The 13849-nt window shown below is 55.2% G+C and carries 12 protein-coding genes and 1 tRNA gene; 5 read left to right on the plus strand and 8 right to left on the minus strand.

Translation table 11 applies throughout. The annotated features are described in order from the left end of the window. Positions 1–1238: ATP-binding protein (locus tag KEM39_RS01340; protein ID WP_249182559.1), on the minus strand; the 1238-nt coding region annotated here is incomplete at its 3' end. Between the two features lie 265 nt (positions 1239–1503). Here KEM39_RS01340 and KEM39_RS01345 point away from each other — a divergent pair. Next, the gene (locus KEM39_RS01345) at positions 1504–2376 is read left to right on the plus strand and encodes a mechanosensitive ion channel family protein (RefSeq protein WP_192886361.1); all 873 of its coding nucleotides are present in this window, start codon (positions 1504–1506) and stop codon (positions 2374–2376) included. 84 nt (positions 2377–2460) lie between these two features. Next, positions 2461–4497, plus strand: coding sequence for a M3 family metallopeptidase (locus tag KEM39_RS01350; RefSeq protein WP_211709503.1), 2037 nt, complete (start codon positions 2461–2463; stop codon positions 4495–4497). 236 nt (positions 4498–4733) lie between these two features. On the opposite strand, the gene KEM39_RS01355 is transcribed toward KEM39_RS01350, so the two are convergent. Both KEM39_RS01355 and katA read right to left on the minus strand, forming a co-directional pair. Continuing rightward, a complete protein-coding gene (locus tag KEM39_RS01355) occupies positions 4734–5300 on the minus strand; it encodes a manganese efflux pump MntP family protein (RefSeq protein WP_211709497.1) in 567 nt (188 codons plus the stop codon). Between the two features lie 533 nt (positions 5301–5833). Then, positions 5834–7348, minus strand: coding sequence for a catalase KatA (gene katA / locus KEM39_RS01360; RefSeq protein WP_118997970.1), 1515 nt, complete (start codon positions 7346–7348; stop codon positions 5834–5836). Between the two features lie 348 nt (positions 7349–7696). Between katA and rpoN the strand changes: the two genes are divergently transcribed. Further along, positions 7697–9040 (plus strand): RNA polymerase factor sigma-54, encoded by a 1344-nt coding sequence (gene rpoN / locus KEM39_RS01365; protein WP_211709498.1) that lies wholly within the window; start codon positions 7697–7699, stop codon positions 9038–9040. A gap of 74 nt (positions 9041–9114) precedes the next feature. Further along, positions 9115–9408, plus strand: coding sequence for a ribosome hibernation-promoting factor, HPF/YfiA family (hpf, locus tag KEM39_RS01370; protein WP_107860148.1), 294 nt, complete (start codon positions 9115–9117; stop codon positions 9406–9408). 99 nt (positions 9409–9507) lie between these two features. Here hpf and murU read toward each other — a convergent pair whose 3' ends face one another. From murU to KEM39_RS01395, 5 genes are all read right to left on the minus strand, one after another. Further along, a complete protein-coding gene (murU, locus tag KEM39_RS01375; RefSeq protein ID WP_118997968.1) occupies positions 9508–10203 on the minus strand; it encodes an N-acetylmuramate alpha-1-phosphate uridylyltransferase MurU in 696 nt (231 codons plus the stop codon). A gap of 17 nt (positions 10204–10220) precedes the next feature. Further along, the gene (gene hpaC, locus KEM39_RS01380; RefSeq protein ID WP_025457851.1) at positions 10221–10721 is read right to left on the minus strand and encodes a 4-hydroxyphenylacetate 3-monooxygenase, reductase component; all 501 of its coding nucleotides are present in this window, start codon (positions 10719–10721) and stop codon (positions 10221–10223) included. Between the two features lie 114 nt (positions 10722–10835). Beyond that, a complete protein-coding gene (gene nadR / locus KEM39_RS01385; protein WP_002214596.1) occupies positions 10836–11276 on the minus strand; it encodes a MarR family adhesin repressor NadR in 441 nt (146 codons plus the stop codon). 340 nt (positions 11277–11616) lie between these two features. Beyond that, entirely contained in the window at positions 11617–12126 is a 510-nt protein-coding gene (locus KEM39_RS01390; protein ID WP_211709499.1) for a protein disulfide oxidoreductase, read from the minus strand. Positions 12127–12205: 79 nt separating this feature from the next. Further along, positions 12206–12281 (minus strand) — tRNA-Lys (locus tag KEM39_RS01395). Between the two features lie 210 nt (positions 12282–12491). Between KEM39_RS01395 and apbC the strand changes: the two genes are divergently transcribed. Next, on the plus strand, positions 12492–13571 hold the full coding sequence (gene apbC, locus KEM39_RS01400) for an iron-sulfur cluster carrier protein ApbC (RefSeq protein WP_211709500.1): 1080 nt from the start codon (positions 12492–12494) through the stop codon (positions 13569–13571). Positions 13572–13849 lie beyond the last annotated feature (278 nt).

Genomic DNA, 13849 nt, shown 5'->3' on the forward strand with positions numbered 1-13849 from the left:
CAGTCGGCGAGTTTGCCGGGCAGTCCCAAGCCGTCCATCACGCCTTTGCGGCGGGTAATTTCGCGGGCTTTGCGGGCGGCTTCGCGCGCGCGGGCGGCATCGACGATTTTGCCGGTGATGATTTTGGCTTCGGCAGGGTTTTCTTCGAGGAAGTCGGTCAAGGCTTGGCTGATGACTTCGTTGACGACGGGGCCGATTTCGCTGGAAACCAGTTTGTCTTTGGTTTGGGACGAGAATTTGGGGTCGGGCAGTTTGACGGACAACACGCAGGTCAAACCTTCGCGCATATCGTCGCCGGCGGTTTCAACTTTGGCTTTTTTGGCGACTTCGTTGGCTTCGATGTAGCTGTTGATGGTGCGCGTCATCACTTGGCGCAATGCGGTCAAATGCGTACCGCCGTCGCGCTGAGGGATGTTGTTGGTGAAGCACTGCACGCTTTCCTGATAGCTGTCGTTCCACTGCATTGCGCATTCGACGCTCATGCCGTCTTTCTCGCCGAACGCGTAGAAGATTTTTTCGTGCAACGGCGTTTTTTTGCGGTTCATGTATTGCACGAAACCCGCCACGCCGCCGGAAAGGGCGAAGCTTTCGTGTTTGCCGTCGCGCTCGTCGGTCAATTCGATGTCCACGCCGTTGTTCAGGAAGGAAAGTTCGCGGATGCGTTTGGCAAGGATATCGAAGCTGTATTCGACGTTGCCGAAGGTTTCCGTACTGGCGAGGAAGCGCACGGTCGTGCCTTTTTTATCGGAATCGCCGACAACTTTCAACGGCTCTTCGGTTTCGCCGCGCACGAAGCGGACGAAGTGTTCTTTGCCGTCGCGGTAGATGGTCAGCGTTACCCAGTCGGACAGCGCGTTGACGACGGACACGCCCACGCCGTGCAGGCCGCCGGAGATTTTGTAGCTGTTGTTGTCGAACTTGCCGCCTGCGTGCAATACGGTCATGATGACTTCGGCGGCGGAGCGTCCTTCTTTCGGGTGGATGCCGGTGGGCATACCGCGCCCGTTGTCGGCGACGCTGACGGAATGGTCGGCGTGGATGGTAACGGTGATTTTGTCGCAATGTCCGGCGAGTGCTTCGTCAATGGCGTTGTCCAATACTTCGAACACCATGTGGTGCAGGCCGCTGCCGTCCTGCGTGTCGCCGATGTACATACCGGGGCGTTTGCGTACCGCTTCCAAGCCTTCGAGCACCTGGATGCTGTCGGCGCCGTATTCTTCGTGTTTTTGTTCAGTCATATTTTTTGCCGGATTTTGAAAAGATTTTGCGATGCCGCCAAAACAGTCTGCACCTTGTGGAAAAAGTGGGCAGGACGGCATATATAATTGTGTATTATAGCCGATTTTGCCGCCTGATTCAGCGTTATCCGCATCCGTATGCCGTCTGAAAGGGCGGGCGGCGCATTGGCGGCCGGTACGGGCGCGGGATTTGCTGGCAAAGTGGCAAAAGCGTTTTTTTGCCACTAAAATCTACACCCTATACTTTTCGGACAGGGGCGCAAAAATGGAAATATGGAATATGTTGGACACTTGGCTCGATGCCGTCCCGATACGTGCGGAGGCGGCCGAATCCGTGGCGGCGGTCGCGGCTTTGCTGCTGGCGCGCGCCCTTCTGTTGAACATCCACTTCAGACGGCATCCGGATTTCGGCATCGAAAGCAAGCGGCGGTTTTTGGTTGCCAGCCGCAATATAACGCTGCTTTTGGTGCTGTTTTCGCTGGCATTTATCTGGTCGGCGCAAATTCAAACGCTGGCTTTGTCGATGTTTGCGGTGGCGGCGGCGGTCGTCGTGGCGACGAAGGAACTGATTATGTGTCTGTCGGGCAGTATTTTAAGGTCTGCCACCCAGCAATACTCGGTCGGTGACTATATCGAAATCAACGGCCTGCGCGGGCGCGTGGTCGACATCAACCTGTTGAACACGCTGATGATGCAGGTCGGTCCGAACCCCTTGGTCGGACAGCTTGCGGGAACCACCGTTTCTTTCCCCAACAGCCTGTTGTTGAGCCACCCCGTGCGCCGCGACAATATTTTGGGCGACTACGTCATCCATACGGTCGAAATCCCCGTCCCCATCCATTTGGATTCGGATGAAGCCGTATGCCGTCTGAAAGCCGTACTCGAGCCCTTGTGCGCGCCCTACATCCCCGCCATCCAACGGCATTTGGAAAACGTGCAGGCGGAAAAACTGTTTATCACGCCCGCCGCCAAACCGCGCGTTACCCGCGTGCCGTACGACGACAAGGCATACCGCATCATCGTCCGCTTCGCCTCACCCGTTTCAAAGCGGCTGGAAATCCAACAGGCGGTTATGGACGAATTTTTGCGCGTACAATACCGCCTGTTAAATCATCCCGCCGGCTCCGAAACACTTTAACTTTCCCCATCCGGCACCATTTCCGGCTTCAGACGGCATATTGCCGATATGCCGTCTGAAGCACAACACACAAAGGAACCCGACATGAACGACAACGTATTGCTCCATTTGGGCGAAGAACCCCGTTTCGACGCCATCCAAACCGCCGACATCAAACCCGCCCTGCAAACCGCCATCACCGAAGCGCGCGCGCAGATTGCCGAAGTCAAAGCCCAAACGCACACCGGCTGGGCAAACACTGTCGAACCCCTGACCGGCATCACCGAACGCGTCGGCAGGATTTGGGGCGTGGTGTCGCACCTCAACTCCGTCACCGATACGCCCGAACTGCGCGCCGTCTATAACGAACTGATGCCCGAAATTACCGTCTTCTTCACCGAAATCGGACAAGACATCGAGCTGTACAACCGCTTCAAAACCATCAAAAATTCCCCCGAATTCGACACCCTCTCCCCCGCACAAAAAACCAAGCTCAACCACGACCTGCGCGATTTCGTATTGAGCGGCGCGGAATTGCCGCCCGAACAGCAGGCAGAACTGGCAAAACTGCAAACCGAAGGCGCGCAACTTTCCGCCAAATTCTCCCAAAACGTCCTAGACGCGACCGACGCGTTCGGCATTTACTTTGACGATGCCGCACCGCTTGCCGGCATTCCCGAAGACGCACTCGCGATGTTTGCCGCCGCCGCGCAAAGCGAAGGCAAAACAGGCTACAAAATCGGTTTGCAGATTCCGCACTACCTCGCCGTCATCCAATACGCCGACAACCGCGAACTGCGCGAACAAATCTACCGCGCCTACGTTACCCGCGCCAGCGAACTTTCAGACGACGGCAAATTCGACAACACCGCCAACATCGACCGCACCCTCGAAAACGCCTTGCAAACCGCCAAACTGCTCGGCTTTAAAAATTACGCCGAATTGTCGCTGGCAACCAAAATGGCAGACATTCCCGAACAAGTCCTCACCTTCCTGCACGACCTCGCCCGCCGCGCCAAACCCTACGCCGAAAAAGACCTCGCCGAAGTCAAAGCCTTCGCCCGCGAAAGCCTGAACCTCGCCGATCCGCAGCCGTGGGACTTGAGCTACGCCGGCGAAAAACTGCGCGAAGCCAAATACGCATTCAGCGAAACCGAAGTCAAAAAATACTTCCCCGTCGGCAAAGTCCTGGCAGGCCTGTTCGCCCAGATCAAAAAACTCTACGGCATCGGATTCGCCGAAAAAACCGTTCCCGTCTGGCACAAAGACGTGCGCTACTTCGAGCTGGAACAAGACGGCAAAACCATAGGCGGCGTCTATATGGACCTCTACGCCCGCGAAGGCAAACGCGGCGGCGCATGGATGAACGACTACAAAGGCCGCCGCCGCTTCGCCGACGGCACGCTGCAACTGCCCACCGCCTACCTCGTCTGCAACTTCGCCCCGCCCGTCGGCGACAAAGAAGCCCGCTTGAGCCATGACGAAATCCTCACCCTCTTCCACGAAACCGGCCACGGCCTGCACCACCTGCTCACCCAAGTGGACGAACTGGGCGTATCCGGCATCAACGGCGTCGAGTGGGACGCAGTCGAGCTGCCCAGCCAGTTTATGGAAAACTTCGTCTGGGAATACGACGTCTTGGCACAAATGTCCGCCCACGAAGAAACCGGCGTTCCCCTGCCGAAAGAACTCTTCGACAAAATGCTCGCCGCCAAAAACTTCCAGCGCGGCATGTTCCTTGTCCGCCAAATGGAATTCGCCCTCTTCGACATGACCATTTACAGCGAAGACGACGAATGCCGTCTGAAAAACTGGCAGCAGGTTTTAGACAGCGTGCGCAAAGAAGTCGCCGTCATCCAACCGCCCGAATACAACCGCTTCGCCTTGAGCTTCGGTCATATCTTCGCCGGCGGCTACTCCGCAGGCTATTACAGCTACGCATGGGCCGAAGTCCTCAGCGCCGATGCTTACGCTGCCTTTGAAGAAAGCGACGACGTCGCCGCCACAGGCAAACGCTTCTGGCAAGAAATCCTCGCCGTCGGCGGCTCCCGCAGCGCGGCGGAGTCCTTCAAAGCCTTCCGCGGACGCGAACCGAGCATAGACGCACTCTTGCGCCACAGCGGTTTCGACAACGCGGCTTGACGGCAAGGTTGAAGTAAAAAATATGGCGGATTCGATATAAAAACATCCGCACCGTCATTCCCGCGCAGGCGGGAATCCAGACCGGTCGGCACGGAAACTTATCGGGTAAAAAGGTTTCTCCAGTCCTGAGTCCTAGATTCCCACTTTCGTGGGAATGACGGAATATTTTTGAATTTGATAAAAATGCCGTCTGAAACAGTCAAACAACGCTTCAGACGGCATTTTATTTTCCGACATCATTGAATCAAACCCAAATGCGACAAGAGCGTCCATGTACCGATGGCAATCAACACCAAACCTCCGGCAAATTCCGTACGCCTGCCGAACAATACGCCCAAAGCCCTTCCCGCCGTCAGCCCGACCGTAACCATCACCGTCGTCGCCATGCCGATGACGGCGGCGGCAAAGGCGATGTTTACCTCCATAAACGCCAAGCCCACCCCGACTATCATGGAATCAATACTGGTTCCAAAAGCAGTCAGAACCGTCAACCACCAGCTTTCCCGTTTGGCTTCGCGCACATCGTCCGCCCCGCCGGACAAGCCCTCACGCAACATCTTCAGACCCAGCCCGCCCAGCAGGACGAAAGCCGCCCAATGGTCCCATTCGCTGATAAACGGCTTGGCATAAAAACCGCCTACCCAGCCTGCCAGCGGCGTGAGCGCTTCAACCGTGCCGAACACCAAAGCCGTTGCTGCAATTTTGCGCGGAGGCATTCTGACCGCCGCACCCTTTGCCAGCGCGACGGCAAACGCATCCATCGACATCCCCAGCGCAATCAAGAGCAAAGCGTAAAGACTCATACCGCACCCGTCCTTAAAAAGGGCGGATTATAGCAAAACAGCAAAGCGCGAAAAACGCCGCACGAAAACCCGCATCCCGTCATTCCCGCAAAAACAAAAAATCAAAAACAGAAATCCCGTCATTCCCGCGCAGGCGGGAATCTAGAGTTGTCGGTGCGGAAACTTATCAGGAAAAACGGTTTCTTTAGATTTTACGTTCTAGATTCCCACTTTCGTGGGAATGACGGGATTTTGGTTTCCGTGCGGATGGATTCGTCATTCCCGCGCAGGCGGGAATCCAGAGCTGTCGGCACAGAAATTTATCGGATAAAACAGTTTCTTTAGATTTTACGTTCTAGATTCCCACTTTCGTGGGAATGACGGGATATTTTGCGTTTAATAAAAAACGCCCGCTGAAACGGCGGGGGCGGGGTGTGGAAATGCCGTCTGAAACGGTCAAACGACGTTTCAGACGGCATTTTTATGCCCGGTTATTTCCGGTAGCGGACGGCGCGGGACAGGATTTCTTCAATTTCCATCCACATAATGCCCCCTTACAGCAAACCGGCCTGACCCAGTGCGGGATCGGTCGCACGGGCGGCTTGGGCATCTTCGACAGTCAGTCCAAGGGCTTTGGCCACGCCTTCACCGTATGCCGGATCGCAACGGTGGCAGTTGCGGATATGGCGGTATTTGATGAAGTCGGGCGCATCGCCCATTGCGGCGGCGGTGTTGCCGAACAATGCCTGTTTCTGCTCGTCGTTCATCAGGTTGAACAGGGCGCGCGGTTGGCTGAAGTAGTCGTCATCGTCTTGGCGGTAGTCCCAGTGTGCCGCGTCGCCGTTGATTTTCAAAGGCGGTTCGGCGAAGTCGGGTTGTTGCTGCCATTGTCCGAAGCTGTTGGGTTCGTAGTGCGGCAGGCTGCCGTAGTTGCCGTCGGCGCGTCCTTGTCCGTCGCGCTGGTTGCTGTGTACTGGGCAACGCGGGCGGTTGACGGGGATTTGGCGGAAGTTTACGCCCAAGCGGTAGCGTTGCGCGTCGGCGTAGTTGAACAAACGCGCCTGCAGCATTTTGTCGGGGCTGGCGCCGACACCGGGAACGAGGTTGCTCGGTGCGAAGGCGGATTGTTCCACATCGGCGAAGAAGTTTTCGGGATTGCGGTTCAACTCGAATTCGCCCACTTCAATCAGCGGATAGTCTTTTTTCAGCCAAACTTTGGTCAAGTCAAACGGATGATAAGGTACTTTTTCCGCGTCTGCTTCAGGCATGACTTGGATGTACATCGTCCATTTCGGGAAGTCGCCGCGTTCGATGGCTTCGTACAGGTCGCGCTGGTGGCTTTCGCGGTCTTCGGCGATGATTTTGGCGGCTTCTTCGTTGGTTAGGTTTTTAATGCCTTGTTGGCTGCGGAAGTGGAATTTCACCCAAAAACGCTCGCCTGCTTCGTTCCAGAAGCTGTAGGTATGCGAACCGAAGCCGTGCATATGGCGGTAGCCGGCAGGGATGCCGCGGTCGCTCATCACGATGGTAACTTGGTGCAGTGCTTCGGGCAGCAGCGTCCAGAAGTCCCAGTTGTTCGTAGCGGAGCGCATATTGGTGCGCGGATCGCGTTTGACGGCTTTGTTCAGGTCGGGGAACTTACGCGGATCGCGCAGGAAGAACACGGGCGTGTTGTTGCCGACTACATCCCAGTTGCCTTCTTCGGTATAGAACTTCAGCGCAAAGCCGCGGATGTCGCGTTCTGCATCGGCTGCGCCGCGTTCGCCTGCCACGGTGGTGAAACGGGCGAACATCTCGGTTTTTTTGCCGACTTCGCTGAAGATTTTGGCGCGGGTGTATTTGGTGATGTCGTGTGTTACGGTAAACGTACCGAACGCACCCGAACCTTTGGCGTGCATACGGCGTTCGGGAATGACTTCGCGCACGAAGTCGGCGAGTTTTTCATTCAGCCACAAATCCTGCGCCAGCAGTGGGCCGCGCGGGCCGGCGGTCAGGCTGTTTTGATTGTCGGCAACAGGCGCGCCGTTGTTCATGGTCAGATGGGTTACGGGGCATTTGGAGGTAGTCATCGCTCTTGTTCCTTTTCTCAGGTTGGTCAAATGGGGGTAAACGGCTTACAGTACGATTTGGCGGAAAGCGTATTCGTAACCGGTTTCTTGATTGCAATAAATTTCTTGAATCGACATTTTGTTTTCCTTTTGTAAAAACTATGAATGCGACTATACGCCAAGATTTTCGCTATTAAAACTATGAAATCGATTTAATATCGTTATGAGCAATCGGTTTTTGATTTTCGTTTGTTTTTTGTTATCGGACGGAATCCGAACCCGCTCATTAAAACCATTTATAATGCAATGACGCTTTGCGGCATTTTTTTGCGCCGACAGGCTGAAAATAACAATTTTCCCCACATTATCATGACCTTACTCGGATATAAGCTCAAACAGACCCAGCAGCTCAACCAGCGGCTGCAACAATCTTTGCGCGTATTGCAGATGTCAGGTATCGAACTGGAACGCGAGGTCGAGGACTGGCTGTCGGACAACCCCCTGCTCGAACGCAAAGACACGGATGAATTTTCCGATGCCGAGTTCAGCCATTACACTGCGCCTGCCCGTCAAATCGGCGGAGACGAAGGCGAAGATATGCTGTCCAACATCGCCGGCGAACAGGATTTCAAGCAATACCTGCACGCGCAAGTGTGCGAACACCCCCTTTCCGACCAAGAAGCCGCCTGCGTCCACATCCTTATCGATTTCCTTGACGAGCAGGGCTACCTGACCGACAGCATCGAAGACATCCTCGACCATACGCCCTTGGAGTGGATGTTGGATGAAGCAATGCTGAAACAAGCCCTGACCGCATTGAAAAAATTCGACCCGGCAGGCGTGGCCGCCGCCGATTTGAACGAATCGCTGATACTGCAGATAGAAAGATTGGGCGAATGTGCTGCCAAACCCTCCGCCCTGCATATCGTCCGAAACGCCCTCGACAGCATTGACGGCAACCGCAGCCAAACCCTCGCACGAATAAAAAAACGCCTGCCCCAAACCGACAGCGGCACACTCGAAGCCGCACTCGACCTCATTGCTTCGCTCAATCCCTTTCCCGCCGCCGGTTTTGCCTCGTCCACGCCCACGCCGTATATCCGCCCGGATGTCTGGGTTGAGGAAAGTAAAGACGGCTGGACGGTCAGTTTCAACGAAGACTCCCTGCCTCCTCTGCAAATGAACAGCGAATATTGCGAACTGATGCCGTCTGAAGGCCTCTCGCCCGAATGGAAGGAAAAAATCAGCGAAGCCAGACAACGTATCGATTCGCTCGAATTGAGGAAGGCAACCGTCGTCCTCCTTGCCGAATACATCGTTAAACATCAGGCAGACTTTTTCACTTTTGGCGAAATCGGACTCGTCCCCCTGATGATGAAAGATGCTGCCGCCGAATTGGGTGTGGCAGAAAGTACCGTCTCCCGCGCGGCCAACCAAAAATATTTGTCTTGCCCGCGCGGAGTGTTTGCGCTACGCTATTTCTTCACGCAGGCAGTTCAAATGGAAGAAGGCAAAGAAGCCGTCAGCCAACACGCCGTTAAAGCCGCACTCTCCCAGCTTGTCGGCAGCGAAGACAAACGCAAGCCTTATTCTGACGAGGCACTCGCCAACCTGCTGGCTTTCCGCGGCATGGAGGTTTCCCGCCGCACCATTGCCAAATACAGAGAATCCCTTGAGATTCCGGCAGCACACAAACGCAAAACCGCAGAATAATTTTTCAACACAATGCTACAACCCGTTTTTCCGTTCCGTCGCCGACGGACAGAACCCACCGAAGGAGCTGTATCATGAATCTGAAAATCACCGGTCTGCATTTCGACATCACCGAAGCCATCAAAAACCACGTTTCCAAGAAACTGGAGCGCATCAACCGCCACGCTTCGGACATCATTTCTATAACTGTAACGCTGTCTGTGGAAAAAGCCGGCCATAAGGCCGAGGCAGACGTACACCTTGCCGGTAAAGACCTGCACGTCGAGTCCGACGGTCAGGACATGTATGCCGCCATCGACACCCTTACAGACAAACTTGACCGCGCCGTATTGAAACACAAAGAAAAAATCGGAGAAGTCCGCAACTGACCGAATCGGCAAAATGCCGTCTGAAACGGATTTCCGTTTCAGACGGCATTTTGTTGCCCGATAAACAAACGGGACGCACATCCGCGTCCCGTTTCCGTTTTACAGCCAAGCCGCTGCAACGGCTTGCGCTTCCTTCAGACGGCATACCGTGCCGACATCCAGCCACAAACCCGTATGCTTCTGACCGCTCACGCGGTTTTGCCGCATTTCGCCCCGCAATACGGGCGCGAGTTTTGCCACACTGCCCGCTTCAATTCCATCAAACATTTCAGGACGGTAAATACCCGCGCCGCTGAATGTCAGCCCGTTGCCGCCGGATACTTCCGGACGCACGCTGCCGTCGGGCAGCAACAAAAAATCACCGTCGGGATGGTGCGGGGGATTTTCCACCAGCCACAAATGTGCGGAAATATGCTCGGGCAGGGACGATGCCGTCTGAAACGCGGCGGTAAAATCGATGTCGGTCAACACGTCGCCATTGACGACCAAAAACGGGGCATCGCCCAACAGCGGCAATGCCCGTGCGATACCGCCCGCCGTTTCCAAGCCGCCTTCAGGTTCGGGCGAATAGGCGATGTTCACGCCATAAGCCGAGCCGTCGCCCAAAGCCTCTTCTATCTGCCGACCCAGCCACGCATGGTTGATGACGATTTCGGTAAACCCTGCCTGCTTCAGACGGCATAAGTGCCAACCGATTAGAGGCTTACCCGCCACATCGAGCAGCGGCTTCGGAGTGGTATCGGTCAAAGGACGCATACGCTCGCCTCGTCCTGCCGCCAGTATCATCGCTTTCATATATATCTGTCCGAATATCAGTCTAAAGACCTAAACTGCCGTCTGAAATACAGCAGCGCGGGGCGTTTGCACCCGCAGTTTTTGATTTCGTCGAGCCTGACGTAAAACACAAAATGCGTGCCGATTTCATGTTTGCCGACAATATGCCCGTGCAGGTGCGCCAACGCGCCTTCTATTTCAAGTTGTCCCGTTTTGCCGCGATGCCAGATGTGGTAGGCAAACCGCTCTTCGGGCGACAGACCGGTCAGCCCGGCAAAATGTTCGGCAACATCCTGATGTTCGTCCGCCAGCGTATTGATGCAGAGGCTGCCGTTTTCCGACAGGATCGGAATGATTCGCGCACTCCGGTTGATGCACAGCATCACGGTCGGCGGCTCGTCCGTTACCGGCGCGACCGCCGTCATTGTAATGCCGTAACGCCCTGCCGCACCGTCTGTCGTGATGACATGAACGCCTGCCGCACAGGATGCCATCGCATCACGGAACGAAGTTTGAAAATTTTTCTGCAAATCCGCCATTTTTCCCCTTTAAACTGTCCCCTATATAAGAATGCTGCACACAAGGCACCCCCCATGTGCAGCAGTTCTGATTCAAAAAGCCGTCGGTCGGACATTTCCGCGCGTTACGGCGTATTACGAGTTCAACGCATCCTCGATTTTGGCAAGTTCTGCCAACAGGTCTTTAAGCAGCAGCATTTTCTCGCGGCCCAGCACTTCCTCGATAGCGTCGTAACGCTCGTCCACTTCTTCGCCGATTTCCTCATACAGCTTCTCGCCCTCGGCAGTCAGCTTCAGAAAAACACGGCGTTGGTCGTTGGAAGGTTTCAGGCGGACAACCAAACCCGCTTTTTCAAGGCGGGTCAGGATACCGGTCAGGCTGGGGCGCAAAATGCACGCCTGATTCGCCAAATCTTGAAAGTCCAGCGTGCCGTTTTCCGCCAAAAGACGGATAATCCGCCATTGCTGATCGGTAATATTCGCCTGGTTCAGAATAGGCCTGAATTGGGTCATCAGGGCTTCCCTTGCCTGTATCAGACCGATATTGATAGACGCATGTTTTGATTGGGTAGGCATTGTTCAAGTCTCCAAGTTATCGAAAATCAAACTTTCAAACCGTCGGGAAAGCCTGTGGGCGTAAATTTTGATGCAACCGTTATATAACAAAACGAACATATAGCAACAATACGCTATAAACCTCATCGGACGACTGGGTATAAAAGACTTTAATTCCGATAATCCTATCTAAAAATATTTTAATAGTTATATCTTAATCTATTTTTCCCACAATCACAACAAGGGATTACATCGGCAGGCGCGCCGGCTCTTTCCCAAAAAATAAAAGCCGCCGCATCCGCCGCGCAAGGCATATGCCGTTTGACTCTCTACATAGCGGAAAATTTAATAAAAACAAAGGTTAATCGAAAGCATCCGCCTGAAAAATTCGTGCGCGCAAGCCCCAATAACTGCTGATTCCCGTCGTATGGCGAACCATTTTCCCATTTTTGACCAAAACGACAGTCGGCGTTGCCACAATCCGCCAAGCCCCTGACAGGCTGCCGTCTTCATCGTTGACCGTCGGAAAGCCCAAGCCGCGTTTTTCCATATACGCCGCCACTTCGGACGCGCTGCCGGAACGTACCGCCACGCCGACGACCGGAACGCCGTCCGCCGCCAAATCATCGATTATCGGCGACTGATAACGGCACACGCCGCACCAGCTTCCCCAAAAATACACCAAAACCGCCTTATCCCAGCTAAACTGTCCCAAAGTCAGCCGCTGCCCCGACAGCAGGGTCAAAGGCCGCCCTGCCGCGCCGGCCGGCTCTTCGGGCTTGCGTACCCAATCCAAAAACAGCGACACCAATAAAAATACCAATGCCGTCTGAACGGCAAATTTGATGCCCGAAAGCAATTTCTTTTTCATACGCCCCCTCAAACGGTACGCCCGCGCAACCGGCAGGCAAACAAAAAAGCCAAGTCTTAAAACTTGGCTTCCGGTTATCTGGTGGGTCGTGAGCGATTCGAACGCTCGACCAACGGATTAAAAGTCCGCTGCTCTACCAGCTGAGCTAACGACCCGATGAGCCGCGTATTATACAGCCCCGTTCCCCGCCGTCAAGCAAATTTTACAGGTTTGATTGCAGACCACTGTTTGCACGGGATATTTTGACAACGGATTTTCACAATCCGCCGCATACCGTGTAAAAGTTCGCACAAGGAAAGGCAAACCGCCCGAAATCAATGTACACTTTCCGCCCGTTTCCCAAACTGCACACAGAAACACACATTATGAACATACAAAACATCCGCACCCTCCTCGACACCGTCGCCATTCCGAATACGGCACGCACGCTCGGCAGCGAAAAGGCCGTCCGTTCGGTCGAACAGCGTTCAGACGGCATCCATATCGCCCTGCATTTCGGCTTCCCCGTCGCGCACATCGCCGCCGCCGTCGCCGATGCCGTACAAGAAACCCTGATGCCCGAAACAGGCGACACACACATCCATCTGTCCATAGACACCGAAATCGGCACACACAAAGTCCAGCCCGGCGTCGCCACCATCAAAGGCGTAAAAAACATCATTGCCGTCGCATCGGGAAAAGGCGGCGTGGGCAAATCAACAACCACCGCCAACCTTGCCGCCGCAATGGCGCGCATGGGCGCACGCGTCGGCGTACTCGATGCCGACCTTTACGGTCCGAGCCAGCCCACGATGCTGGGTGTGGACGACCGCAAACCCAATCAGAAAAACCAAAAACTCATTCCCGTCGAATCTTCAGACGGCATACAGGTCATGTCTATCGGCTTTCTCGTCGATACCGACCAAGCCGTCGTCTGGCGCGGGCCGATGGTCAGCCAAGCCTTGCAGCAACTGATGTTTCAAAGCGAGTGGGACGAAGTGGACTACCTGTTTATCGACCTGCCCCCGGGTACGGGCGACATCCAGCTCACGCTGTCCCAGCGCATCCCCGTAACTGGATCGGTCATCGTAACCACGCCGCAGGACATCGCGCTGATAGACGCGCGCAAGGCAGTGGATATGTTCCGCAAGGTCAACATTCCCATTTTAGGCGTATTGGAAAATATGTCCGTCCACATCTGCACCAACTGCGGACACAGCGAAGCCCTGTTCGGCACAGACGGCGGCAAAGACTTGGCGGCCCGCCTCAACGTCCCCCTGCTCGGACAGCTTCCATTAAGCCTGCCCGTGCGCGAAGCAATGGACGGTGGCACGACGGCACAACTGTTCGACAAGCACCCCGCCATCGCCAAAATCTACACCGATGCCGCATTCCAAATCGCCCTGAGCATTGCCGACAAAGGCAAAGACTTCAGCAGCCGCTTCCCCAAAATCGTCGTCGAATAAAGCCCCGCCCCCGAAACCGCAATGCCGTCTGAAACCCCGCGCCGCCACAACGGCGGCACACAGGCGGACGCGCAGGATAGGCGCAGGGTATTTCGCAGGTCAGGCGCAGCGTAGGTGCAGGATGGGCGCAGGGTACGCCGTAGTGTGGGCTTCAGCCCACCGAATCCACCAACCCCCGCCGCCGTCATTCCTGCGCAGGCGGGAATCCAGGTCTGTCGGCGCAGAAACTTATCGGATAAAACGGTTTCTTGAGATTTTACGTTCTGGATTCCCACTTT

Origin of the sequence: Neisseria sp. Marseille-Q1983, from assembly GCF_018224585.1 — a bacterium.
Taxonomy (GTDB): Bacteria; Pseudomonadota; Gammaproteobacteria; order Burkholderiales; family Neisseriaceae; genus Neisseria; species Neisseria polysaccharea.

What these genes read in the sequence shown, in the direction of transcription:
- KEM39_RS01345 (WP_192886361.1), top strand. Translation starts at nt 1,504, where the DNA reads ATGGAAATATGGAATATGTTGGACACTTGGCTCGATGCCGTCCCGATA.
- KEM39_RS01350 (WP_211709503.1), top strand. Translation starts at nt 2,461, where the DNA reads ATGAACGACAACGTATTGCTCCATTTGGGCGAAGAACCCCGTTTCGAC.
- KEM39_RS01355 (WP_211709497.1), bottom strand. Translation starts at nt 5,300, where the DNA reads ATGAGTCTTTACGCTTTGCTCTTGATTGCGCTGGGGATGTCGATGGAT.
- katA (WP_118997970.1), bottom strand. Translation starts at nt 7,348, where the DNA reads ATGACTACCTCCAAATGCCCCGTAACCCATCTGACCATGAACAACGGC.
- rpoN (WP_211709498.1), top strand. Translation starts at nt 7,697, where the DNA reads ATGACCTTACTCGGATATAAGCTCAAACAGACCCAGCAGCTCAACCAG.
- hpf (WP_107860148.1), top strand. Translation starts at nt 9,115, where the DNA reads ATGAATCTGAAAATCACCGGTCTGCATTTCGACATCACCGAAGCCATC.
- murU (WP_118997968.1), bottom strand. Translation starts at nt 10,203, where the DNA reads ATGAAAGCGATGATACTGGCGGCAGGACGAGGCGAGCGTATGCGTCCT.
- hpaC (WP_025457851.1), bottom strand. Translation starts at nt 10,721, where the DNA reads ATGGCGGATTTGCAGAAAAATTTTCAAACTTCGTTCCGTGATGCGATG.
- nadR (WP_002214596.1), bottom strand. Translation starts at nt 11,276, where the DNA reads ATGCCTACCCAATCAAAACATGCGTCTATCAATATCGGTCTGATACAG.
- KEM39_RS01390 (WP_211709499.1), bottom strand. Translation starts at nt 12,126, where the DNA reads ATGAAAAAGAAATTGCTTTCGGGCATCAAATTTGCCGTTCAGACGGCA.
- apbC (WP_211709500.1), top strand. Translation starts at nt 12,492, where the DNA reads ATGAACATACAAAACATCCGCACCCTCCTCGACACCGTCGCCATTCCG.